This is a genomic window from Cupriavidus nantongensis (genome assembly GCF_041726985.1).
Lineage (GTDB): Bacteria > Pseudomonadota > Gammaproteobacteria > Burkholderiales > Burkholderiaceae > Cupriavidus > Cupriavidus nantongensis_A.
The window spans coordinates 721416-743908 of sequence record NZ_CP168302.1 but is presented as its reverse complement, the minus strand read 5'-3'; the positions used below and the strand labels follow the sequence as shown (position 1 = coordinate 743908).

22 protein-coding genes are annotated in these 22493 nt (G+C 67.7%); 20 read left to right on the top strand and 2 right to left on the bottom strand.

Features of this window, described 5'->3' with window-relative positions:
• Positions 1-83: 83 nt before the first annotated feature.
• From ACEI37_RS03135 to ACEI37_RS03125, 3 genes are all read left to right on the top strand, one after another.
• A complete protein-coding gene (locus ACEI37_RS03135; RefSeq protein WP_373377288.1) occupies positions 84-1913 on the top strand; it encodes a gamma-glutamyltransferase family protein in 1830 nt (609 codons plus the stop codon).
• A 66-nt stretch (positions 1914-1979) separates the two neighbouring features.
• Positions 1980-2948, top strand: a complete 969-nt coding sequence (locus ACEI37_RS03130) for a Bug family tripartite tricarboxylate transporter substrate binding protein (protein WP_373377705.1) — start codon at positions 1980-1982, stop codon at positions 2946-2948.
• Between the two features lies 1 nt (position 2949).
• Positions 2950-3462: a GAF domain-containing protein gene (locus ACEI37_RS03125; RefSeq protein ID WP_373377287.1), complete on the top strand. Its 513-nt coding sequence runs from the start codon at positions 2950-2952 to the stop codon at positions 3460-3462.
• 85 nt (positions 3463-3547) lie between these two features.
• On the opposite strand, the gene ACEI37_RS03120 is transcribed toward ACEI37_RS03125, so the two are convergent.
• On the bottom strand, positions 3548-4735 hold the full coding sequence (locus ACEI37_RS03120; RefSeq protein ID WP_373377286.1) for a CaiB/BaiF CoA transferase family protein: 1188 nt from the start codon (positions 4733-4735) through the stop codon (positions 3548-3550).
• Positions 4736-4824: 89 nt separating this feature from the next.
• Between ACEI37_RS03120 and ACEI37_RS03115 the strand changes: the two genes are divergently transcribed.
• The 6 genes from ACEI37_RS03115 (at position 4825) to ACEI37_RS03090 (ending at position 10580) form a co-directional block, all read left to right on the top strand.
• Entirely contained in the window at positions 4825-5964 is a 1140-nt protein-coding gene (locus ACEI37_RS03115) for an acyl-CoA dehydrogenase family protein (protein WP_373377285.1), read from the top strand.
• Positions 5965-5972: 8 nt separating this feature from the next.
• A complete protein-coding gene (locus tag ACEI37_RS03110) occupies positions 5973-7118 on the top strand; it encodes an acyl-CoA dehydrogenase family protein (protein ID WP_373377284.1) in 1146 nt (381 codons plus the stop codon).
• Positions 7111-7893, top strand: a complete 783-nt coding sequence (locus ACEI37_RS03105; RefSeq protein ID WP_373377283.1) for an enoyl-CoA hydratase/isomerase family protein — start codon at positions 7111-7113, stop codon at positions 7891-7893. The genes ACEI37_RS03110 and ACEI37_RS03105 overlap by 8 nt, the downstream gene beginning before the upstream one ends.
• 46 nt (positions 7894-7939) lie before the next feature.
• Positions 7940-8902: a Bug family tripartite tricarboxylate transporter substrate binding protein gene (locus ACEI37_RS03100; RefSeq protein ID WP_373377282.1), complete on the top strand. Its 963-nt coding sequence runs from the start codon at positions 7940-7942 to the stop codon at positions 8900-8902.
• A gap of 150 nt (positions 8903-9052) precedes the next feature.
• Positions 9053-9724: a TetR/AcrR family transcriptional regulator gene (locus ACEI37_RS03095; protein ID WP_373377281.1), complete on the top strand. Its 672-nt coding sequence runs from the start codon at positions 9053-9055 to the stop codon at positions 9722-9724.
• Between the two features lie 118 nt (positions 9725-9842).
• The gene (locus ACEI37_RS03090) at positions 9843-10580 is read left to right on the top strand and encodes an IclR family transcriptional regulator (RefSeq protein ID WP_373377280.1); all 738 of its coding nucleotides are present in this window, start codon (positions 9843-9845) and stop codon (positions 10578-10580) included.
• A gap of 14 nt (positions 10581-10594) precedes the next feature.
• On the opposite strand, the gene ACEI37_RS03085 is transcribed toward ACEI37_RS03090, so the two are convergent.
• Positions 10595-11497 (bottom strand): CoA ester lyase, encoded by a 903-nt coding sequence (locus ACEI37_RS03085; protein ID WP_373377279.1) that lies wholly within the window; start codon positions 11495-11497, stop codon positions 10595-10597.
• Between the two features lie 165 nt (positions 11498-11662).
• Between ACEI37_RS03085 and ACEI37_RS03080 the strand changes: the two genes are divergently transcribed.
• The 11 genes from ACEI37_RS03080 (at position 11663) to ACEI37_RS03030 (ending at position 22483) form a co-directional block, all read left to right on the top strand.
• Complete coding sequence (locus ACEI37_RS03080) at positions 11663-13123, top strand: MmgE/PrpD family protein (RefSeq protein ID WP_373377278.1); 1461 nt, start codon at positions 11663-11665, stop codon at positions 13121-13123.
• On the top strand, positions 13120-13656 hold the full coding sequence (locus ACEI37_RS03075; protein ID WP_373377277.1) for a MaoC family dehydratase: 537 nt from the start codon (positions 13120-13122) through the stop codon (positions 13654-13656). The genes ACEI37_RS03080 and ACEI37_RS03075 overlap by 4 nt, the downstream gene beginning before the upstream one ends.
• 26 nt (positions 13657-13682) lie before the next feature.
• Positions 13683-14897: an acyl-CoA dehydrogenase family protein gene (locus ACEI37_RS03070; RefSeq protein WP_373377276.1), complete on the top strand. Its 1215-nt coding sequence runs from the start codon at positions 13683-13685 to the stop codon at positions 14895-14897.
• Complete coding sequence (locus ACEI37_RS03065) at positions 14894-15382, top strand: MaoC family dehydratase (RefSeq protein ID WP_373377275.1); 489 nt, start codon at positions 14894-14896, stop codon at positions 15380-15382. Before ACEI37_RS03070 ends, ACEI37_RS03065 begins: the two co-directional genes overlap by 4 nt.
• The gene (locus ACEI37_RS03060; RefSeq protein WP_373377274.1) at positions 15379-16620 is read left to right on the top strand and encodes a CaiB/BaiF CoA transferase family protein; all 1242 of its coding nucleotides are present in this window, start codon (positions 15379-15381) and stop codon (positions 16618-16620) included. The genes ACEI37_RS03065 and ACEI37_RS03060 overlap by 4 nt, the downstream gene beginning before the upstream one ends.
• Positions 16621-16676: 56 nt before the next feature.
• A complete protein-coding gene (locus ACEI37_RS03055) occupies positions 16677-17588 on the top strand; it encodes a CoA ester lyase (protein WP_373377273.1) in 912 nt (303 codons plus the stop codon).
• A gap of 95 nt (positions 17589-17683) precedes the next feature.
• Entirely contained in the window at positions 17684-18721 is a 1038-nt protein-coding gene (locus tag ACEI37_RS03050) for a Bug family tripartite tricarboxylate transporter substrate binding protein (RefSeq protein ID WP_373377272.1), read from the top strand.
• Positions 18722-19062: 341 nt separating this feature from the next.
• On the top strand, positions 19063-19575 hold the full coding sequence (locus tag ACEI37_RS03045; protein ID WP_373377271.1) for a cupin domain-containing protein: 513 nt from the start codon (positions 19063-19065) through the stop codon (positions 19573-19575).
• On the top strand, positions 19553-20353 hold the full coding sequence (locus tag ACEI37_RS03040) for a carboxymuconolactone decarboxylase family protein (RefSeq protein ID WP_373377270.1): 801 nt from the start codon (positions 19553-19555) through the stop codon (positions 20351-20353). Before ACEI37_RS03045 ends, ACEI37_RS03040 begins: the two co-directional genes overlap by 23 nt.
• Before the next feature lie 326 nt (positions 20354-20679).
• The gene (locus tag ACEI37_RS03035; protein WP_373377269.1) at positions 20680-21621 is read left to right on the top strand and encodes an IclR family transcriptional regulator; all 942 of its coding nucleotides are present in this window, start codon (positions 20680-20682) and stop codon (positions 21619-21621) included.
• Between the two features lie 49 nt (positions 21622-21670).
• Positions 21671-22483 (top strand): SDR family oxidoreductase, encoded by an 813-nt coding sequence (locus tag ACEI37_RS03030; protein ID WP_373377268.1) that lies wholly within the window; start codon positions 21671-21673, stop codon positions 22481-22483.
• The last annotated feature ends 10 nt before the right edge of the window (positions 22484-22493 follow it).

The window sequence follows — 22493 nt, the reverse complement described above, 5'->3', positions numbered from 1 at the left end:
AGATGGTAATACCACAATAACCAAACAGGCACAGCTGGTTATTCCGCAAACCTATACTGGCCGGCATCACAGGAGCATTCCCCATGTTCACCACCCGTCCCGAGATTGTTGGCACCTTTGGCGTTGCGGCGTCGACGCACTGGCTGGCCACGCAGACCGCCATGGGCGTGCTGGAGCGCGGCGGCAACGCCTTCGATGCCGCGGTCGCCGCGGGCTTTGTGCTGCAGGTGGTCGAGCCGCACCTGAACGGCCCCGGCGGCGAAGTGCCGATCCTGTACTGGAGCGAGCGCGAGCGCGCCATGCGCTCGGTGTGCGGGCAGGGCCCGGCGCCGGCGCTGGCCGATCCCGCCACGTTGCGCGCGATGGGCCTGGACCTGGTGCCCGGCATCGGCCTGATACCGGCCGCCGTGCCCGGTGCCTTCGGCGCATGGCTGACCATGCTGCGCGAACATGGCAGCTGGACGCTCGCCGAGGTGCTGGCGCCCGCCATCGGCTATGCGCGCGACGGCTTTCCGCTGGTGCCGCGCATCGCGCGCGCGATCCTGGCGGTGCAGGCGCTGTTCCGCGACGAATGGCACAGCTCGGCCCAGACCTGGCTGCCCGACGGCAAGGTACCGCGCCCCGGCAGCCTGCATACGCTGCCGGTGCTGGCGGCCACCTATACCCGCATCGTCGAGGAGGCGCAGCGCCGCAGCGATACCCGCACCGGCCAGATCGATGCGGCGCTGGACTGCTGGTACCGCGGCTTCGTCGCGCAGGAAATCGATGCGTACTGCCGCAGTACGCCGGTGCGCGACACCACCGGCGACAAGCACGCCGGCCTGCTGCGCCGTGAAGACATGGCCAGCTGGACCCCCGAGATCGAGGCGCCCGCGACCCTGGACTTTGGCCGCTACACCGTAGCCAAGTGCGGCATCTGGAGCCAGGGGCCGGTGTTCCTGCAGCAGCTCGGCATGCTGCGCCATGCCGGCCTGGAACAGCATGCGGTGGATTCACCCGAGTTCGTGCACCGCATTGCCGAGGCCGCCAAGCTGGCCATGGCCGACCGGCTGGCGTGGTACGGCGATCCGCGTTTCGCCGCGAGCCCGCTGGCGGGTTTGCTGGACGATGGCTACCTGGCTGCGCGCGCGCAGCGCATCGGCGCGCATGCGGCGCTGTCGCTCGAGCCCGGCACGGTCAACGGCATCGCGCCGCGCCTGCCCGACCTGGCCGCGGCCACGCGCACGCTGCAGCGCGCCGACGTGCGCTTCGGCGTGGGCGAGCCCACCTTTGCCGAACTGCCGCCGGTGGCCGAGTGGGCCGAACAGGAGATCTTTGTCGGCGATACCTGCCATATCGACGTGATCGACCGCCACGGCAACATGGTTGCGGCGACGCCGTCGGGCGGATGGCTGTCGTCCAGCCCGACCATCCCGGCGCTTGGCTTCGCCCTCAATACCCGCCTGCAGATGACATGGCTGGAGCCCGGGCTGCCCAACACGCTTGCGCCCGGCAAGCGGCCCTGCACCACGCTGTCGCCATCGCTGGCGCTGCGCGACGGCGAACCCTACATGGTGTTCGGCACGCCCGGCGGCGACCAGCAGGACCAGTGGTCGCTGGCGTTCTTCCTGCGCCATGCCGTGCATGGCATGAACCTGCAGGAGGCGATCGACGCGCCGGCCTGGCACGTCGACCACTTCCCGGCATCGTTCTGGCCGCGCCAGACCGTGCTCAACCGCATCAGCAGCGAATCGCGCTTCCCGGAAAGCACGCTGGCCGCACTGCGCGAGCGCGGCCACGACGTGCGCGTGGGCGAGCCATGGTCCGAGGGCCGCATGTCGGCGTGCTCGCGCGAGTTCGATGCCCGCGGCCGGCTGGTGCTGCGCGCCGGCGCCAATCCGCGCGGCATGCAGGGCTATGCCGCCGGGCGCTGACGATCCACCAAGTCCCACCCAATCGACAGACAGACACGAAGACGGAGGAGTAGCACCATGCGATGGATGACCAAGACCCTGCTGGGCGGCATGGCCGCGCTGGCGATGTGCATGACCGGCGCCGCACGCGCGGCCGACAGCTGGCCGCAGAAGCCGATTACGCTGATCGTGCCGTGGGCCGCCGGCGGCTCGACCGATATCCTGGCGCGCGTGCTGTCCGAACACCTGACCCGCTCGCTCGGCCAGCCGGTGATCGTCGACAACAAGCCCGGGGCCTCCGGCAATATCGGTTCGGCCATGGTGGCGCGCGCCCGGCCCGACGGCTACACGCTGCTGGTCGGTTCGATGAGCACGCACGCAATGAATCCGGCGCTGATGCCGAACATGCCGTTCCGCGGGGTGGAGGACTTCACGCCGCTGGGTCTGCTGGCCTACGTGACCAACACGATGGTGGTGCACCCGTCGGTGCCGGCGAACAACGTCAAGGAACTGATCGCCTATGCCAAGGCCAACTCGGGCAAGCTGGCGTATGCCAGCGCCGGCCCCGGCTCGACCAACCACCTGAGCGCGGTGCTGTTCGAGAAGATGGCCGGCGTGCAGATGCTGCACGTGCCGTACAAGGGCGGCGCGCCCGCCGTGGTCGATACCGTGGCCGGCCAGACCCAGTTGCTGTTCTCCGCCGGCACGCAGACGCTGCCGCACGTGAAGGGCGGCAAGCTGCGCCTGCTGGCCGTCACCGAGAGCAAGCGCTCGCCATTGCTGCCCAATGTGCCGACCGTGGCCGAAACCGTGCCCGGCTATGAACTGGCGGTCTGGTACGGTGCTTTCGGTCCTAAGGGCATGCCGGCGGAGCTGGCCGCGCGCCTGAACCGCGAGATCAACGCGGTGATGTCGCTGCCCGAGGTCAAGTCCAAGATGAACGCCATCGGCGTCGAGACCGCGACCTCCACGCCGCAGCAGTTCGGCACCATCCTGCAGCGCGATGCCGACCGCTACGGCAAGCTGATCCGCGAACTCGGCATCAAGGGGGAATGACATGAGCCTGCTGCGTACCGCCTCGCTGGTGGCAGCGGCCAATGTGCTGTGCGACCAGCTGCAACAGGCCCGCGATCCCGGTGCCGCGTTCGACGCGATCGGCGCCGCCACCCTGCAGGCGCTGGGCCCCGGCCTGCTGACCATCAACGCCTGGCATGCCGGGCCGGCCCAGATCGAACGGCTGTGGTCGTCCCACCCGTCCGCTTATCCAATGGGCGGACGCAAGCAAAAGGGCGACAGTCCGTGGCGGCGCCACTTGCTCGAGCGCGGCGAGGTTTTTGTCGGCGAGGGCGATGCCGCGCTGGCGGAGGTGTTCGATGACGTGCAGCTCATCCGCGCGCTCGGCTGCACGGCGGTGGTCAATGTGCCGCTGTGCTGCCAGTCGCGCGTGATCGGCACCTTCAACTATCTGGCGGATCGCTCCGCATGGTTGCCGGCGGAGGTGGCAGCGTTGCGTGTGCTGGGGGCGCTGGCCGCCCCTGCCGTGGGCGACTGGCTGGCGGCGCAAGGCTGACGGCAGCGCCGGGTAACGCTGCCCGGCGCAGCAGGACAGGCTGGCACTGCCCTGTGTGCCAGCGTTGTCGGATACCCCTATCGCGTCACGGCGCGAGGTTCAGGATACGCTCGGTATCCTCGCCCAGGTTAGGCGCTGGCTTATAGATCGACGCAGGCGTTTTCGAAAATAGCGCTGTCGGCCGGGTCGTCACCACTTCGCCTTCGGTGGGGTGCGCCATGGTCTGGAACAAGCCTGTGCTTTGCACCTGGGGATGGTTCTGAATGGTGTGGATCGAGTACATCTCCGCGACCGGGATGTCCATTTCCCGGCAAACTTCCATCATTTCCCTGGTGGTGTATTGCGCGGTGATCTTGCGCAACTCCGCGTAGATGGCCTGGATGTTCTTGTTGCGCTCGATGCGGCTGCTGATATTGAACTGGTCGATGAACTCGCCGCGCCCGAAGCGGTGGAAGAAGGCCTTCCAGTGCTGCTCCGTGTAGGGCAGCACGGCGATATAGCCGTCCCGTGTCGGCGAAGGCTTGCGCCCGCCCTTGAGCAGGCGCGCATAGCCGGCATCGCCGATGGGCGGGTGGAAACCATGGCCGCCCAGGTGTTCCGTCATGGTAAAGGCGACCATGGTCTCGAACATCGGCACTTCCACGTACTGGCCTTCGCCGGTGCGGGCCTTGTGCACCAGTGCGCCGAGAATGGCGTTGGCCGTGGCCAGTCCGGCGATCTTGTCGGCCAATAGCGTGGGCGGATAGTCGGGTACGCCGCTCTCGTGGCCCACCAGATGGGCCAGGCCACAGGCCCCCTGGATGATGTCGTCGAACGCGGGCTGGCCGGCAAAGGCGCCGCCCTCGCCAAAGCCGGTGGCGGCGCAGTAGACGATGCCCGGGTTGATCTGCGCCACCGCATCGTAATCAAAGCCCAGCCGCTGGATCGCCTTGACGCGGATGTTGTGCACCAGCACGTCGCAGCGGCCAATCAGCTGGCGCAGCTGCGCCTTGCCTTGCTCCGTCTTCAGGTCGATGCAGACCGAACTCTTGTTGCGGTTGATATTCATGAAGGTCGAGCTCATGCCGGGTGTGCGGCTTACCCCATTGGCACGCATCAGGTCGCCCTCGGGCGGCTCGACCTTGATCACTTCGGCACCGAAGTCAGCCAGCACCTGGGTCGCGACCGGACCCAGCACCACGGCGGTCAGGTCCAGCACGCGGATACCGGCAAGAGGGCCGCGGGGAACCGTGGCGGAAGGTTGCGTCGGGTCGGTGGTGTCGCTTGCTTTCATGGGGACTGGCTTCTCCTCGTAATTACCTAGAGCGGATTCGATGCATTGACTATAGAGTGTTGCTTGTTCGCAAGCAAGTAAGGATAAACATGGATACGTTGCACATCGCGGTAGGCGACTTGCCGCCGGAATGCGAGGCGCTGCGCGAGGAAGCCAGGACCTTTGCCAGGGAGCACATGACCCGGTATTCCCGCGTCGAGCGGGCGCACAACTGGGCCGGGCGGGATCCCGAATTCTCGAAAAAAATGGGCGAGAAGGGCTGGCTCGGCATGACCTGGCCGACCGAGGTCGGCGGCGGCGGCAAGAGCATGCTGGAGCGCTATGTGATGCTCGAAGAACTGCTGGCCGTGGGCGCGCCGATGGGTGCCCACTGGGCCGCGGACCGGCAGATGGGGCCCCTGCTGATCCGCTACAGCCGCGACAAGCTTGCGCCGAAGATCATTCCGCAGATCCGCCGCGGCGAGGCCTTTATCTGCATCGGCATGAGCGAGCCGGACTCGGGTTCCGACCTCGCTTCGATCCGCACGCGGGGCACCAAGGTGGATGGCGGCTGGAAGATCAACGGCCGCAAGGTCTGGACCTCGGGCGCCCACCATGCGCACTACATGGTGGCGCTGGTGCGCACCAGCGAGCGCGGCGATGACCGCCACGCCGGCATGAGCCAGATCTTCATCGAGATGGACCGGCCGGGTGTAACCGTGCGCCCGATCGTGTCGCAACTGGGCACGCGCATCTTCAACGAGGTGATCCTCGACGATGTCTTTGTTCCCGACGACCACCTCGTCGGCGAAGAGGGCAAGGGCTGGAGCCAGGTCATCAACGAGCTGAAGTACGAGCGCTCCGGCGCGGAGCGCTTCCTGAGCAGCACGCAGCTGCTGCTGGAGATGCTCGACGCCGCCGATGCCGGCAACCGTCAGCAGGCCGTGGCGCTTGGCAAGGTGATCGCGCGCTATGCCACCTTGCGGCAGATGTCGCAGGGCATCGCGCTGATGCTGGCCGAGGGCCAGGATCCGTCGCTGGCCGCCTCCATCGTCAAGGACCAGGGCGCGCTGCTGGAGCAGTCGCTGCCCGACATTGCCTATGAGGTGTTCCCTGACCGGCTGGGCGACGGCAGCGAGTTTGACCAGGTGCTGAACCTGGTAACGCTGGCGGCGCCGTCGTTCTCGCTGCGCGGAGGCACGAGAGAGATTTTGCGCGGAATTATTGCGAAAGGACTGGGGCTGCGATGAGCGACAACATGATTGAAGAAACCGTCAGGCGACTGCTGGCCAACGAGGTGAGCCGCGAACTGCTGACGGCGGTCGAGGCCGGCGCATTCGCCGGCGCGCTGTGGCAAACCATCGCCGAAAGCGGCATGACCAAGATCCTGTGCCGCGAGGCGCACGGCGGCATCGAGGCGTCCTGGCCCGAGGCCTTGCCGCTGTTCTACCAGGTGGGCTACACGCAGGCGCCGGTACCGCTGGCGCAGGCCGTGGTGGGCCAGTACCTGGCATCGCGCTGCGGGCTGGACCTGGCTGCCGACAGCGTGTTCGCGCTTGCGGCGGGGGCGCAGACCCGGTCATTGGTATTGAGCAGCCATGAAGCCGGCAAGCCGGCCACCCTGTCCGGCACCATGACCGCCGTGAAGTGGGCGCGCCACGCTCACTGGCTGGTGGTCGAGACGGCTGGCTGTCTTGCGCTGGTGGATGCCAGGGGGCCCGGCGTGCGGATCGAGCCCAAGGCCGATGCCGCTTCGCTGCCGGCCGACACGGTGGTGCTGGATCTGGCCGTGGTTTCTCATGCGTTGGCTGCCGGCATTGCGGGCCTGAGCCGGCCGCTGGAAGTGTGCTACGCCGCCACCACCGCGGCGCAGCTGACCGGCGCGCTGGACTACGCACTGGACCTGGCGGTGCAGTATGCGAAGGACCGCGTGCAGTTCGGCAAGCCCATCGGCAAGAACCAGGCAATCCAGCAGCAACTGGCGGTGCTGGCCGGCGAAGTGGCCTGCAGTTATGCGGCGGCCACGACGGCGCTGCGCGACTTGCCAGCGATCCACCAGCACAGCGCGCCGCAGGCGGAATTCAGCGCCGCGGTCGCCAAGGTGACGGCCAGCGACGCGGTGCGCACCGGCGCCTCTATCGCGCACCAGGTCCATGGCGCGATTGGCTTTACCTACGAATACCCGCTGAACTTCGCCACCCGGCGCCTGTGGGCCTGGCGCGCCGAGGCCGGCACCAGCACCGAATGGGCCGAGCGCCTGGGCCAGGCCTTTATCCAGGCGGGCTCCGATCAGTTCTGGCCGAACCTGACGGCGCGCACCCTGCCGTCCGCAGATCGCGCGGCAAGCCCGGGTGCCGGGCACGCCGAATCGATGCAAGCAGAAAGGAACGCAACCCATGCCTGACACCACGGACCAAGTCATCCTGAGCCGGCGCGACGGCCATGTCGCCATCCTGGAGCTGAACCGGCCGCCGCACAATTTCTTCGATGTGGACATGATTGCCCGGATCGCCGACGAGCTGGACCGGCTGCAGGGCGACAAGACCTGCCGCGCGGTGCTGCTGCAGGCGGGCGGCAGCGCGTTCTGCGCGGGTGCGGACTTCTCGCGGCGCGATGGCGCGGCGGCACCGCGCAGCGCCTCGCGCATCAATCCCATCTATCTCGAGGCCTTGCGCATTTTCAGCTTCGGCAAGCCGATCGTGGCGGCGATCGAGGGGCCGGCAGTCGGTGGTGGCCTGGGCCTGGCGCTGGCGGCGGATTTTCGCGTGTCGTGCACCGAGGCGCGCTTCTCCGCCAACTTCAACCGTCTCGGCTTTCATCCCGGGTTTGCGCTCTCGTACACGCTGCCCGCGCTGATCGGCAAGCAGATGGCGGCGTGGATGCTGTACACCGGCAGCCGCGTCGATGGGACACGCGCCCGTGAGTTGGGGCTGGTGGACTTCATCGTGCCCAGGGCCGAAGTGCGCGGCGCCGCGCTGGCGCTGGCACGGGAACTGGCCACTTCGTCGCCGCGGGCACTGCAGTCGACTCGCCAGACCTTGAAGGCCGACTCGCTCAGCCATATCCGCAATGCGATCTCGCGCGAGAGCGCGGAGCAGGCGGTCCAGTTTGCCGGGCCGGACCTTGCCGAGGGGGTGAAGGCCATGGCCGAGCGACGACCCCCGGTCTTTGAAGACTGATCGCCTGCAGTGCAGGCCACCACAATCGATAAACGGAGACAAAGACATGCAACGCAGACAATTCGGCGCCACGCTGCTGGCGGGCGCGGCAACGCTGGCATTTCCCGGCATCGCGCGGGCGCAGGGCAAGGCGATTCGCGTGATCGTGCCGTTCACGGCGGGCAGCGGCTCGGACGAGGGCGCGCGCTTTTACGCCGAGCAGATCGGCAAGGCCCTGGGCCGCGCCATCGTGGTCGAGAACAAGCCGGGCGCCAGCGGCCTCATCGCCGTGCGCACCGTGCTGGCGGAACCGGCTGACGGCAACACCATCCTGCTCGGCAGCAACTCGCTGATCGCGGTCAACCCGGTGATGGTGAAGAACCTCGGTTACGACCCGTTCAAGGACCTGGTGCCGCTGCACGGCCTGGCCATCTCTGCCGCGGCTTTCGTGGCCGGCAACGATTCGCCGTACCACACCATTGCCGATGTGGTGGCCCGCTACAAGGCCACCGGCAAGCCGATCTCGGTGGGCAACTATTCCGAAGGCTACCGGCTGGTGGGCGAGTGGCTGGCGCAGGCAACGGGCATCAAGACCACGCCGGTGCCCTACAAGGGCGGCGCGCCGATGGTGACGGACGTGATCGGCAACCGGCTGGACATCGGCCTGAACGATATCACCGGCATCGCGCCCATGGAAAAGGGCAAGAAGCTGCGCGTGCTGGCCATCACCGGCGGGGTGCGCGACAAGCTGTTGCCCAATGTCCCGACCATGAAGGAGCTGGGCTACACCGACTTCGAGTCCTACGTGTGGTCGTCTTTCTCGATGAAGGCCGGCACCCCGCAGGACAAGCTCAACGAGCTTGCCGCAGCCATCTCCGCGGCGCAGAAGACCGAGGAGGCAAAGGCGTACCAGGCCAAGCGCGCCGGGACTTTCCTGAACAAGGCGCTTAGTGACCTGGGCGAATTCCAGCGCGCGGAATACCTGCGCTTCAAGCGTGTGGCGGAAAAGGCCAATATCCAGCCAGCCTGAGCCGCCGGGCATGCACCGCTGCGCCGGCAATTTGCGAAAGCAGAGGCCGGCGTGTCCTGCGCCGCGGCGACCCAGCGCTGCCTGGAAAGCGGACATTGCCCTTCGGTACAATCCGGTACGACACGACTTTGCGTTGAACCACCAGGATCTTTGCTCGACGCGAAGCAGGACGACACCACCAACCATTCGCAGGCGGCATTACATTCACCACCTATGAAGCAGCAATCCAGTCGCACCCAGGAGCAACGGCGTGAAGAGTCCGTCGGCCGCATGGTGCAGGCCGCTATCGAGCTGATTTCCGAGAAGGGCCTGGCGGGGCTGACCATGAATGAAGTCGGCACCAAGGCCGGCTATAGCCGCGGCCTGGCGCACACCCACTTCGGCTCCAAGGAAAAGCTGCTGGCGGAGTGCCTGGAACAGTTGTCGCGTGAGTTCAATGCCCAGCGCAAGAAGGATGGCAGCGATACCAGCGGCATTCATGGCATCTATTCGCTGGTGGACGCCTACACCCAGCGCCCGGAAAGCGCGGTCAACAGTATCCGGGCGATGTTCTTCATCGTGCTGGATTCTTCCGTGGCCGACTCGCCGCTGCATGGCTTTGTCCACGACTACAATGAAAAGAACATGGCCTACGTCGAGTACAAGCTCAACGAGGCCAAGGCCCTGGGGCAGATCCGCGCGGACGTCGATGCAAAATCCGCCGCCTTCATCCTGATGAGCCTGCTGCGCGGTATCTCCGTGCATCGCCTGAACCGGGCCTCGATGGATCCGGCTGCCGTCAGGGCGGAAATCCTTCGGATGATCGGGGAGTGGTTGCTGTAGAAGACCCATCGCCATGGCGATGTTGAGGGGGGCTGAAACGGCAAGCACCTGAGCGACGCCGGCCAGTCCAGGCACGGCAACGCAGCGCCGACCAGGCGCGGGCCAGGGAGGGACGGCTATGGACAGCGGCGTGGTCAAGTCGGCAAATCGCGTGTTCGACCTGCTGGAACTGTTCGAGCGCGTGCGCCGGCCGCTGCGCGTGGGCGAGATCGCCGAGCGCCTCGGCATCCCGCAGTCCAGTGTCTCGATGCTGCTGCGGACCATGGTCGCGCGCGGCTACATGGAGTTCGACGCGCAGTTGCGCACCTATTGCCCGTCGGTGCGGGTCGCCTTCCTGTGTGGCTGGACCACGCGCAGGCAAGGCGCCGGCGCATCAGTGCACGACGCCATGCGCCGCCTGTCGAGCGAAACCGGCGAAACCGTGCTGCTGGGCCGCCAGAGCGGCAACATGCTGCAATACCTGTCCGTGATCGAATCCAGCCATGCGCTGCGTCTGTCGGTTGCATCGGGCATCGTCCGGCCGATGCATCGCACCGCGATCGGCATCATGCTGATGAGCCGCATGGACGACGAGCAGATCGGACGCCTGCTGCGCCGCTACAACGCCGAGGCGGCCACCGGCGAGCCCCCGGCACGGCCCGCCGAGATCCTGCGCGAAGTCGAGCTGGCACGTCGCCAGGGCTTCTACGAATCGGCCAGCCTGGCCACGCCGGGGGCCGGCGTGATTGCCACGCTGATGGCCACACCCATCCGCGGACAGTGGCTGGGCATCGGCACCGGCGGCCCGGTGGCGCGCCTGCACGCGCGCCGGAAGAAACTGCTGGCCGCGGTGCTGGCCGTGGCGCAGGACTGCTGAACGCCGCGGCGCGCTCAGCGGCCGGGCCGTTCACGGCGCGCCCGGATTGCGTCGAGCCGCGCCAGCAGGCGCGTGGCCTGTTCCAGGTGCAGTCGCTCGACCATGCGTCCCTCCAGGTTGATTACGCCCGCGGCGGCATGCTCGGGCCGCGCGAAGGCCGCGACGATGGCCTGCGCCTCGGCCGTGGCGGCGCCCGACGGCGTGAACGCCGCATTGGCCGGATCGACCTGCGACGGGTGGATCAGCGTCTTGCCGTCAAAGCCCATCCTGACGGACTGCAACACTTCATGGTCGAAGCCGTCGCGGTCGCCGAAGTCATTCCACACACCGTCAAGCACGTCCTTGCCATGGCGCTTTGCCGCCAGCACCACCGACATCAGCCAGGGCAGCAGGTACGCACGGTTGTCGCCCGGATAGACGCCGGTTTCCCTTGCCAGGTCATTGGTGCCCACCACCAGGCAGTCCAGTTGCACCTGCCGGCGCTGGCCGGCTTGCAGGATGCCGTCGATATGGTGGATCGCCGCAGCGGTCTCGATCATGGCCCATAGCTTCGGTGCGGCGCCGCCTGTGATGGCGCCGATGGCCGCGGCGAAGCGCTCCAGGTCCGCACCGGTGTCGACTTTCGGCAGCAGGATGGCATCGGCACCGCATGTGGCGGCCATGCGCAGGTCGGCATCGAACTCGGTGGTTGCCAGCGCGTTGACGCGGATCACCGTTTCATGCGCCGCAAATGGCTGCGCGGAAAACGCGCTGGCCAGGTTGTCCCTGGCCTGGGCTTTCATCGTCGGCGCCACGGCGTCTTCCAGGTCGAACACGATGGCGTCGCAGGGTAGCTGGCGTGCCTTCTCGATCGCGCGGGTATTGGTGGCAGGCACATACAGCACGGAGCGGCGGGGTGCGGGCTTGGTCATGGTCATGAGCGGTGGCGTCGTGGACGTGAAAGGTTGACGAAGGCGGGATAGCGCGGCCATGCGCGGCACCTGGCGCCGCGCATGACCACGGACGAGAGTTTCGGTACTGCACGCCCGCGCATCCATCACATATGTGATGGATGCCAGCGATCGGCATTCATCACATATGTGATGCCGCGCCCGTCGGCCTTCGCCAATACTTGGTCCATCGACAACAACATGGCGCCGGCCGATGCGGCGATGCTTCCGGTGGAACCTGACCATACCTTCGACAACACGGCGGACCGCACCGGCTTCACCCGGGCGCTGGCCGACTGGACCAGCACGGTCGACGATGCCGAGCTCGGCGCGCCGGCCTTCGCCTGGGCACGCCATGCCATGCTCGACTGGATCGCGGTGACCCTCGCTGCCGCGCGCGAGCCGCTGGTCGAAATGCTCGTCGCCGAATATGCCGGCCTGAGCGACTTGCCGTGCGCGCTGGTAGGCAGCCCGCTGCGAGCCGAACCGGCGCAGGCCGCGCTGATCAACGGCGCCGCGGGACATGCCCTCGACTTCGACGACGTTGCTTCGGCGATGCGCGGACACCCGACCGTGCCGGTGGCGCCCGCGGCGCTGGCGGTGGCCCAGGTGGCCGGCGCGAGCGGAAAGGAACTGCTGCGTGCACTGATCCTGGGCCATGAAGTCGAAAGCCGGATCGGCGAGGTGGTGGGGGAGGAGCAGTATCGCCTCGGTCTGCACCCGACCGGCACCACCGGCACGCTGGGCGCAGCCGCCGCCTGTGCGCGGCTGGGTGGCCTCGATCCGGTCCGCACCGCCCATGCGCTCGGACTCGCCGCGACGCAAGCTGCCGGGCTCAAATGCATGTTCGGCACCATGGCCAAGCCGCTGCACGCGGGCAAGGCCGCCATGAACGGCGTGATCGCGGCCCGCCTGGCCGCGCGCGGCTTCACTGCCAATGCCAGCGGCATCGAGTGCGAGCAGGGCTTCGGCCGCACCCAGGCGCCCGCTGCGCCGGCGTTTCCGGCCACGTTCGAGCGGCGCGCGGGCATGGCGATCGAACGCACCCTGTTCAAGTTCCATGCGTCCTGTTACCTCACGCATTCCACCATCGAAGCCGTGCGCCAGGCCTGTCGCGAGCATCGTATCGACCTGGACGCGCTCGAGTCGATGACGATCTTCGTGTCCGGCCCGCATCGCGGCGTGTGCGACATCGCCAACCCGCAGACCGGCCTGGAGATCAAGTTCGCGATCCAGCATCTGGCGGCGCTGGCGATGGACGGCGCGCCCACCGCGTCGCTCGCGCTGTACTCGCCCGAGACCGCGCTCGCGCCGCGCTATGTCAGGGCGCGGCAGCGGATCGCGCTGCAGGTGGTGCCCGGTCCGGACCCGGACCTGAACCGCAATGCCGCCACGGTCGAGATCCTGACGCGCGACGGCCGCACGCTGCGCGCGCAGGCCAATGTCGCGGTGCCGGCCGAGGACCTTGCCATGCAGTGGCGGCGCCTGGTCGACAAGGCGCAGGCCATCGTCGTGCCGCGCATCGGCGCGGCCAAGTTCGCGAAGCTGGTGTCGGTGGTCGACACGCTGGACCGGCTTCCTTCCGTCGAACCCTTGTTTGAGGCAATGCAATGACATCCACCCATCCCGCCACCGAGCGCATCGCCGAGATCCCCGCCGATCCGGTCGTCGCGCGCCTGAAAGCCGAGGCCCGGCTGCGCGCCCGCGGCAATCGCTATGAGGACTTCGAGCCGGGCCGGCGCTTCGACCACCACTGGGGCCGTACCGTCACCGCGGCGGACAACACCATGTTCTCGGTGCTGACGCTGCACTACAACCCGCAATACACCAATGAGGCGGTGGCGCGCGTCAACGGGCACCCCGGCGTGCCGGTCAATCCGCTGCTGGTGTTCAACACCGTGTTCGGCCTGTCGGTGGAGGACCTGTCCGAGGGCGGCGGTCCCTTTCTCGGCGTCGACGAGCTGGCCTATCTGCGGCCGGTCTACCCCGGCGAGACGCTCTATGCCAGCTCCGTCGTGGTGTCGCGCAGGCTGGCGAGCAACCGGCCGGGCTACGGCATCGTCACGTGGCACACGCGGGGCACCAATCAGCAGGGCGATGCAGTGATCGAATTCAAGCGTACCAATCTGGTCAGGAAGAGGGGATAAGCATGTCAGGAGACGGTCTGGGATACATGACGGAAGCGCGTTGCATGATCCGCGATGCGGCGCGCGAGTTCACGATGAAAGAGGTGCTGCCGGTGGCCAACGCGGTGGACGGCCCGGATGCGGAGATCCCGATGTCGCTGCGCGACAAGATGGCCGAGATGGGCTACTTCGGCATCACCATCCCGGAGGAGTACGGCGGCCTCGGCCTTGGCATCTTCGAGTATTGCCTGATCTGCGAGCAGCTGTCGCGCGGCTGGATGTCGGTGGCCTCGATCGTGGCCCGTGCGCAGGGCGGCTGGATCATGAAGTCGATGCCCGAGGACATGCGGCGCGAATACCTGCCGCGCGTGGTGCGCGGCGACTTTCTCAACGCCAGTGCGCTGTCCGAGCCGGATACCGGGTCCGACCTGGCGTCGATCTCGTGCCGCGCCGTGCTGGACGGGGATGAATGGGTACTGACCGGCAACAAGTACTGGTGCACCTTCGCCGACGGCGCCGACTACCTGATCGTGTTCGCGCGGACCTCCGCGCCGCCCTCGCCCGAAAAGCGCTGGGAAGGCATTTCGTGCTTCATGATCGAGAAGCAGCGCGGCGCCTTTCCGCCCGGCATGACCGGCTCGCCGATCCCCAAGATCGGGTATTTCGGCTGGAAGACCTTCGAGCTGGCGCTCGACGGCGTGCGCGTGCCAAAGCGCAACCTGATGGGCCCGGAGGGCAAGGCCTTCCTGCTGATGGCCAAGGGGCTGGAGGGCGCCCGCGCGCATACCGCCGCCCGTGCGATCGGGCTGGCGCAGGGCGCGCTGGAAGACGCGATCGCTTATTCGCTGGAGCGCCGCCAGTTCGGCATGCCGATCGCGGAATACCAGGCGATCCGCTTCAAGATCGCCACCATGGCGACCGAGATCGAGGCCGCGCGCCAGTTGCTCTACTTCGTCTGCAACGAGATCGACAGCGGGCGCCGCTGCGACAAGGAGGCGTCGATGGTGAAGTACTTCGCCTCGGAGATGGCGGAGCGCGTGACCTCGCAGGCGCTGCAGATCTTCGGCGGCGCGGGCTATACCAAGCTGTTCCCGGTCGAGCGCTACTGGCGCGACGCGCGCCTCACCAAGATCTTCGAAGGCACTTCGGAGATCCAGCAACGCATCATCGCCAACAGCCTGCTCGGCAAGTCCGAGGTCGAGGGCATGATCGCCAGCCGCGCCTTCGGCGGGCAGGTTCGGCAGTCGAAGGAGGCCGCATGAAACTCTGCGCACTCACCAGCCCAGACGGGTACCTCGAGCACTTCGAGTCCGGCATGCTGATCCGCCATGCGCGCGGCAAGACGGTGACCGAGATGGACAACGTCATGCTGACCAACATGGTCATGAACACGGCCGAAGGGCACTTCAACGAAGACGCGATGCGGCGTGCCGCCGGCGGCATCTTCGCGCAGCGCGTGGTCTTCGGCGCGATCAACCTCTCGATGGTGCTCGGGCTTGCGGCGCAGGACACCGCCGAGCAATGCCTGCAAGAACTGACGCTGGACAAGATCCGCCTGTCGCATCCGGTGTTCCACGGCGACACGCTCTACGCCTTCACCGAGGTGCTGGGCAAGGAGGACTCCGACCGCGAGGATGCGGGCATCGTCCGCTTCCGCCACTACGGCGTAAACCAGGACGACAAGCTCTGCGTGCAGGCGGAGCGCACCGCGCTGGTCAAGCGAAAGAGCCACTGGGGCGGACGATGAGGGCGGATGGCCCCCCCAGGGGCGCGCTCGATGGCATGGTGGTGCTTGACCTGACCCAGATGCTGGCCGGCCCCTATTGCTCGATGATGCTCGCGGACCAGGGCGCGCGCGTGATCAAGATCGAGCCGCCCGGCGGCGACCAGACCCGGCGCAACGGCCCGTATCTCGACGGCGCGTTGCGGATGGAGTCAGGCGGCTTTGGCGGCTACTTCGGCTCGATCAACCGCAACAAGGAATCGCTGGTGCTGGACCTGAAGCAGCTCGCCGGGCGCGAGACCTTGCTGAGGCTCGTACGTAGCGCCGACGTGCTGGTCGAGAACTACCGCGCCGGCGTGATGGAACGCTTCGGGCTGGGCTATGAACGGCTCGCAGAGGAGAACCCGAAGCTGGTGTACGCGGCGCTGCGCGGCTTCGGCGACCCGCGCAGCGGCGAGAGCGCCTACGCCGGCTGGCCCGCCTACGATCCCGTCGCGCAGGCCATGGGCGGCATCATGGGGATTACCGGCCCGCAGCGCGGCGGCGCACCGACCAAGATCGGCCCGGGCGTCGGCGATATCGTGCCTGCCATGTTCCTGGCCTACGGCATTGCGGCGGCTTGCTGGCATGCGCAGCGCACCGGTCGCGGCCAGTTCGTCGATGTGGCCATGGTCGACGCCGTGCTGGCGGTGTGCGAGCGCATGGTGTTCCAGTACAGCGCCTCGGCGCAGGCGCCGGGACCCGAGGGCAACGGCCATCCGCTGCTGTGCCCGTTCGGGCTGTTCCCGGCCAGCGATGGCTATATCAGCCTGGGGGTGCCGAACGACCGCTTCTGGCGGCTGCTGGTGGAACGGATGGGCCATCCGCCATGGGCCGACGATCCGCGCTTTGCCACCAACGAGCTGCGCGTTCGCCACCGCGCCGAGGTGGAGCGGGCGGTCGCCGACTGGACCGTGCGCCACACCAAGCGCGCGCTTGCGGGGATGCTGGGCGGCGAGGTGCCGTTCGGGCCGGTGTTCGATGCCGCCGACATTTTTGACGATCCGCATTTCCGCATCCGCGGGATGCTGGTCGAGGCCGAACAGCCCGGCGCGGCGCGCGCGCTGACGATTGCCGGTAGTCCGGTACGCATGAGCGCCACACCAGGAGGCGTACGGCATCGGGCGCCCATGACCGGCGAGCACACCGACTGCACCCTGGCCGACCTCGGCTTCGATGCCGGCGAGATCGCGGTGCTGCGCGCGCAGGGCGTGGTGCAGTAGGGGCACGCCGCAATGACTGACAGACAACACTAGTACAACAAGCAGGAGACAACATCATGCAGGAAAAGACCAAGCGGCTGCGCCGCTGCCAGCTGTCGGTGCCAGGCTCGAGCGAGAAGATGATGGCCAAGGCCGCGGGCATGGGCGTGGACTTCGTCTTCCTCGACCTGGAAGACGCCGTGGCGCCCAGCGAAAAGCGTCCGGCACGGCGCAAGATCGTCGATGCGCTCAACGGGCTCGACTGGGGACGCACCACGCGCTGCGTGCGCATCAACGACCTGACCACCGAGTACGCCTACGAGGACATCATCGAAGTGGTCGAAGGCGCCGGCCGCAACCTCGATGTCATCATGCTGCCCAAGGCCATGTCGGCGGCGGATGTGCAGTTCGTCGACAAGCTGCTGTCAATGATGGAGAAGAAGCTCGGCCTGCGCCACCGCATCGGCATCGACGTGCTGATCGAGGAGGTCGAGGCGATGATGAACGTCGAGGCCATCGCGGCGTCCACGCCGCGGCTGGAATGCCTGATCTTCGGCATGGGCGACTACTCGGCCAGCCAGGGCGTGTCGATGCGCGACATTGGCGGCAGCGGAGGTTACCCGGGCGACATCTGGCACTACCAGCGCCAGCGGCTGACGATTGCCGCGCGCGCCCACCGGCTCGATGCCGTCGACGGCCCGTTCGCCGACTTCCGCAGCCCCGACGCGTTCCGCGAGGAAGCGCGCCGCGCCATGATCCTCGGCATGGTCGGCAAGTGGGCCATCCATCCGTCGCAGGTCGAACTCGCACAGGACGTGTTCTCGCCGGCCGCTGCCGACGTGGCACGTGCCCGCGACATGATCCGCGCCTATGACGAAGCGCTGTCGCAGGGCCTGGGCGCGGTCCAGTACGAGGGCAAGATGATCGACATCGCCTCGGTCCGCATCGTCAGGAACCTGGTGCAGCGCGCCGACCTGATCGGCATGTAGCGGCATGCCATCCGTGCCGGCCGTGGCGCATTGCCGCGGCCATGGTGCCCGTGGCGCATCGCGGGCACGGGCTTGAAGCATTCGGGAGAAGACCCATGCATTCCATACCTGGTCCGGGCAACGACTTGCCCGCGGATACCGTCAACCTGCGCCGGCGCCAATGGCTCGGCGCCGCGGCGGGGGCGGCTGTGCTGCCCTGGCTGCTGCCACGCCACGCGCTTGCCAGCGACTGGCCCTCGCGTCCCATCCGCATCATCGCGGCGCAGGCGCCGGGCTCGTCCAACGACAGCACCGCGCGCGCGTTCGCCGAGTTCTTCTCCGCCAGGCTGAAGGTGCCGGTGGTGGTGGAAAACAAGCCGGGCGGCATCGGCATGATTGCCGCCGAGGCGGTGGCCCGTGCCAAGCCCGACGGGTGCACGCTGCTGTGCACCTTGCACAGCCAGCTGGCGCAGGCGCCGGTACTGCTGAAGAAGCCGCCCATCGACCCCTCGCGCGAGCTCACCCCGGTCGCGTCGATGAGTACCGGCGTCGGCGTGATGGTGGCGACCAAGGGGCTGCCCGCCAGCACCTTCAAGGAACTGATCGCGCTGGCGCAGAAGCGGCCGGTCAGCGTCGGCAACTACGGCATCGGCTCGGGATGGCAACTGATGGTGGCCCAGCTGAAGAAGCTGACCGGGGCCCAGCTCGACATCATCAACTACAAGGGCACGGGGGCGATGATCGGCGACCTGCTGGCCGGGCATATCGATATCGGCGCCGGTTCGCTGCTCGGCATGTCGGGCGGGCTGGCGTCCGGTGGGCTCAAGCCGCTGCTGGTGATCTCCGGGCCGCGTTCGGCCAAATTGCCAGGCATACCGACCTGGGCGGACGAGGGCATCTCGGACCCCGTGTTCAGCAACCTGGCCGAGTGCAACATGCTGCTGGGGCCCGCCGGGCTGCCTGCCGGCATCGTTTCGACGCTCGCCACGCTGGTGCGGCAGTCGGTTACCGAATCGGAAGCGGTCAGGAATGTGCGCGAGCAGTTGGGCAGCCAGGACACGCCCCTGACCGGTGAAGCGCTGCAGCAGTTCATCGGCCGCACGTGGCCGACCTACCAGGCCATGACGAGGACGGTGGGGCTCAAGATGGAATGATGGTCAACGCGGAACCGGTGCCGCCATTCCTCGGCATGCACCGGTTCGCCAGCTGTCCGGACCCGCTCTGGCGGCTGGGGCGGCGGGGCCTGATGCGACTGTTGATGCGGAATTCAGGGTGGCTGGCTGATGGGGCTATCCAATTATCGGCGCATGGCATTGATTAGCCTCGCTTATAAGGCCTTTAAGCCTCCATTTGCTACTCAGGCCGGCATGAATCCGCGAAGATGCCGATGACAACGCGCGCGGCTTGAACCCTGACGCCTGCCACGCGACGTAGAGGTCGTGTGGGTGCGCGTGTGATCGGCCACCGCCCCGGTTTGAATCCATCAAGGAGGCTCATGCACGTTTTCAAGACAATGGCCTTGTGCGCCATGGCCTTGCCATGCGCAGTCGCCTGCGCTGCAGGCCCGCAAGCGGGGTCGCAGTCAAGTTCGCCGGCGGGCGCGCCCGCCCAGCAGATCGCACGCGCGGGCAGCCAGCACTCGATGGCAGGTCCTGCCGACTACTTTACCGGCCGGGCGCGGATCGATCCGGTCTGGCCGGCCGACCCGCATATCAACGCCTCCGGCGGGCTGGTGACGTTCGAGCCCGGCGCGCGCTCGGCCTGGCACACGCATCCGGCCGGGCAGCGGCTGGTGGTGATATCGGGCGTGGGGCTCACGCAGGAGTGGGGCAAGCCTGTGCAGGAAATCCGCCCCGGCGATGTGGTCTGGTGTCCCCCCGGTGTCAAGCACTGGCACGGCGCTGCGCCCGCCACCGCAATGACTCACCTCGCCGTCACCGGCACCGTGGAAGGAAAGAACGTCACATGGATGGAGAAGGTCACCGATGCGCAATACAATGCCCGCTAGGCCCCGGGGTTTGCGGGCCGGCGTGATCGCAATGGTCTTCAGCTGCGGCGTTGTCGCCGCGAGCCATGCTGCCCCGGCAGCGCAGGAGTCCCTTAACGTGACCAGCTCGCCAGCAGCCGCACCAAGCCCAGCTGAAACACTGACCGCGCGCCAGCAGGCCATCGCACCGATCGGCGCGTTGGGTGCCGCCGGCGATATCGCCAGGCTGAACGGCGCCTTGAACCAGGGGCTGGATGCCGGCCTGACGGTCAATGAGGTGAAGGAAATCCTGGTGCAGCTATACGCCTACGCCGGCTTTCCGCGCAGCCTCAATGCGCTGGCCGAACTGATGAAGGTAGCGGAGGCGCGCAGGCAGCGCGGCATCCAGGACGCAGCCGGCGCGTTGCCGGGCCGCCCCGCGCCGAAGGGCGACGCGCTGCTGGCCGCGGGAACGGCCAACCAGACCCGCTTGTCCGGCGCGCCGGTCAAGGGCGCGTTGTTTGACTTCGCCCCGGCCATCGATGAATACCTGAAGACCCACTTGTTCGGCGATATCTTCGAGCGCGACAACCTGGACTGGCAAAGTCGCGAACTGGCCACGGTCGGCATGCTGTCGGCGCTGCCCGGCGCCGAGTCGCAACTGCAGTCGCATATGCGTATCAGCCTGAATGTGGGACTGACGGCCGGGCAGTTGCGGCAGCTCACCGGGGTACTTGCCGAACGCGTGGATGCCGACAGCGCGCGAAGGGCCGGCGAGGCGCTGGCGCGGCATCTGGCCGCCGTTCCTGGCGCGAAGTAGGACGCTTGCTGGGGCTGCGCCGCAGCGCTTCCGGGCACACCACAAAACTGTACTCCCTGCCCACCCTCCGCTTTGTACACACCGGCCAGCCCGCCGGAAATCTACTCTGGTGTCACCGCAACGAACCGGCCGGTCCTGGCCTCGCAATCCGGGCCATAAGCAATCCGTTAAGTGACGAATCTGGCGCGAGCGATGTAGCCGGCGCCCACACCAGACGGCCGAATGTGTCCATGAACACCGTTTCTAGGCCACATGCTTTCCCTACATAGCGCCCCTGCGGCCGCCGCCTTTGCTGCAATCTAATGGGCCCGCCCGAAGCGCTGCCCATGAAACGCACCACCACCATTCCCACGCCGCCGCCCGATGCCGCGCACATCCTGGTGCCGGCCGACGCGCCGGCGGGCAATGGCGGTGCCGATGACCGCAATTTCGTCACGGCGCTGGCGCGCGGCATGGAGCTGCTGCGCGCGTTCGGGCCGCAGGACGACTACCTCGGCAATGCCGAGCTGTCGCGGCGCACGGGCATTCCGCGGCCGACGGTGTCGCGGCTGACCTATACGCTGGCGACGCTGGGCTACCTGACCTATATCGAAGCGACGGAAAAATACCGGCTGGGGCAGGGCGCGATGGTGCTGGGGCACCGCTATGTCGCTGGCGCCGGCATCCGCGAGATCGCGCAGCCGCTGATGCAGTCGCTGGCGTTTGCGACGGATTGCACGGTGGCGCTGGCAATGCCGGACCGCCATGCCATGGTCTACCTGGAAAGCTGCCAGCCGCGCGGCGCGCTGGTGATCCGGCTGGCGCCGGGCGCGCGGCTGCCGATGGCCACCTCGGCGATCGGGCGGGCGTGGCTGGCGGGTCTGGATGCGGATCACCGCGAGGCTGCGCTGGCGGAGCTGGCGCGCCACTATGGCGCGCGCTGGCCGGCGGTGCGCGCGGGCGTGGAGCGCGCGCTGCGCGACCATGCGCGGCGCGGCTTCTGCGTGGCGCATGCGGAATGGGACCGCACCGTCAGCGGCGCCGCCGCGCCGCTGCGGCTGGCGGGCAGCAGCGAGGTGCTGGCGCTGAATATCGGCGGCGCCGCCGCGCGGCTGTCGCCGGAAATCCTGGAAGCCAACCTGGGTCCGCGCGTGCGCGAGCTGGCGCAGACCCTGCAGGCGCGGCTATGGCAGCCTGGCGGCGCGCGCGCGACTGCGCGCTTTGCGTCGGCGCAGCCGGAACCCGCAGCCGAACCCAGAGCCGAGCCCGGCGCGGCGAAGCGGGCCTGATGCATCCGGCCGCAGAAGCCGGCATTCGAATTCAACGAGGAGACCATCCATGGAAGTACGCAACAAGACCGTCGTCGTGACCGGAGCCGCTACCGGCATCGGCCGTGCGCTGGCACTGGCCTTTGCGCAGGCCGGCGCGCGCGGCGTGGCCGTGGCTGACCTGAACGCGGCCGGCGCCGCCACGGTGGCGGCCGAGGTCCAGGCCGCCGCGCCCGCTTGCCAGGTGTTTGCCCAGCCGGTCGACGTGGCCGATGCGGCCGCGGTGCAGGGGCTGGCCGACATGGCCACGCAGCGCTTCGGCCAGGTCGACATCTTCTGTTCCAACGCCGGCATCATCCTGCGCAAGGGCCTGGACGCCAGCGCCGGCGAGTGGCAGCGCATCTGGGACATCAACGTGATGGCGCACATCCATGCGGCAAAGGCGGTGCTGCCGCAAATGCTGGAGCGCGGCGACGGCTACTTCGTCAACACGGTGTCGGCCGCGGGCTTGCTATCACAGATCGGCTCGGCGCCTTACGCGGTGACCAAGCATGCCGCCATCGGCTTTGCCGAGTGGCTGTCGATCACCTACGGCGAGCGCGGCATCAAGGTCAGCTGCATCTGCCCGCAAGGCGTGCAGACCAATATGCTGTTCGGCGAGAACGGCGAGCGCAAGGGCTTCCTGCAGGAAGGCTCGGTCACCGCCGAGCATGTCGCCACGGTGACGCTGGAGGGCGTGGCCGACGAGCGCTTCCTGATCTTGCCGCACCCGGAAGTGCTTGAGTACTATCGCCGCAAGGGCCAGGACTACGACCGCTGGCTGCGCGGCATGCGTCGCCTGCATGACAAGGTGATGCAGGAGTTCGGCGGCATCGCGGTCTGAAGGCGCGGGC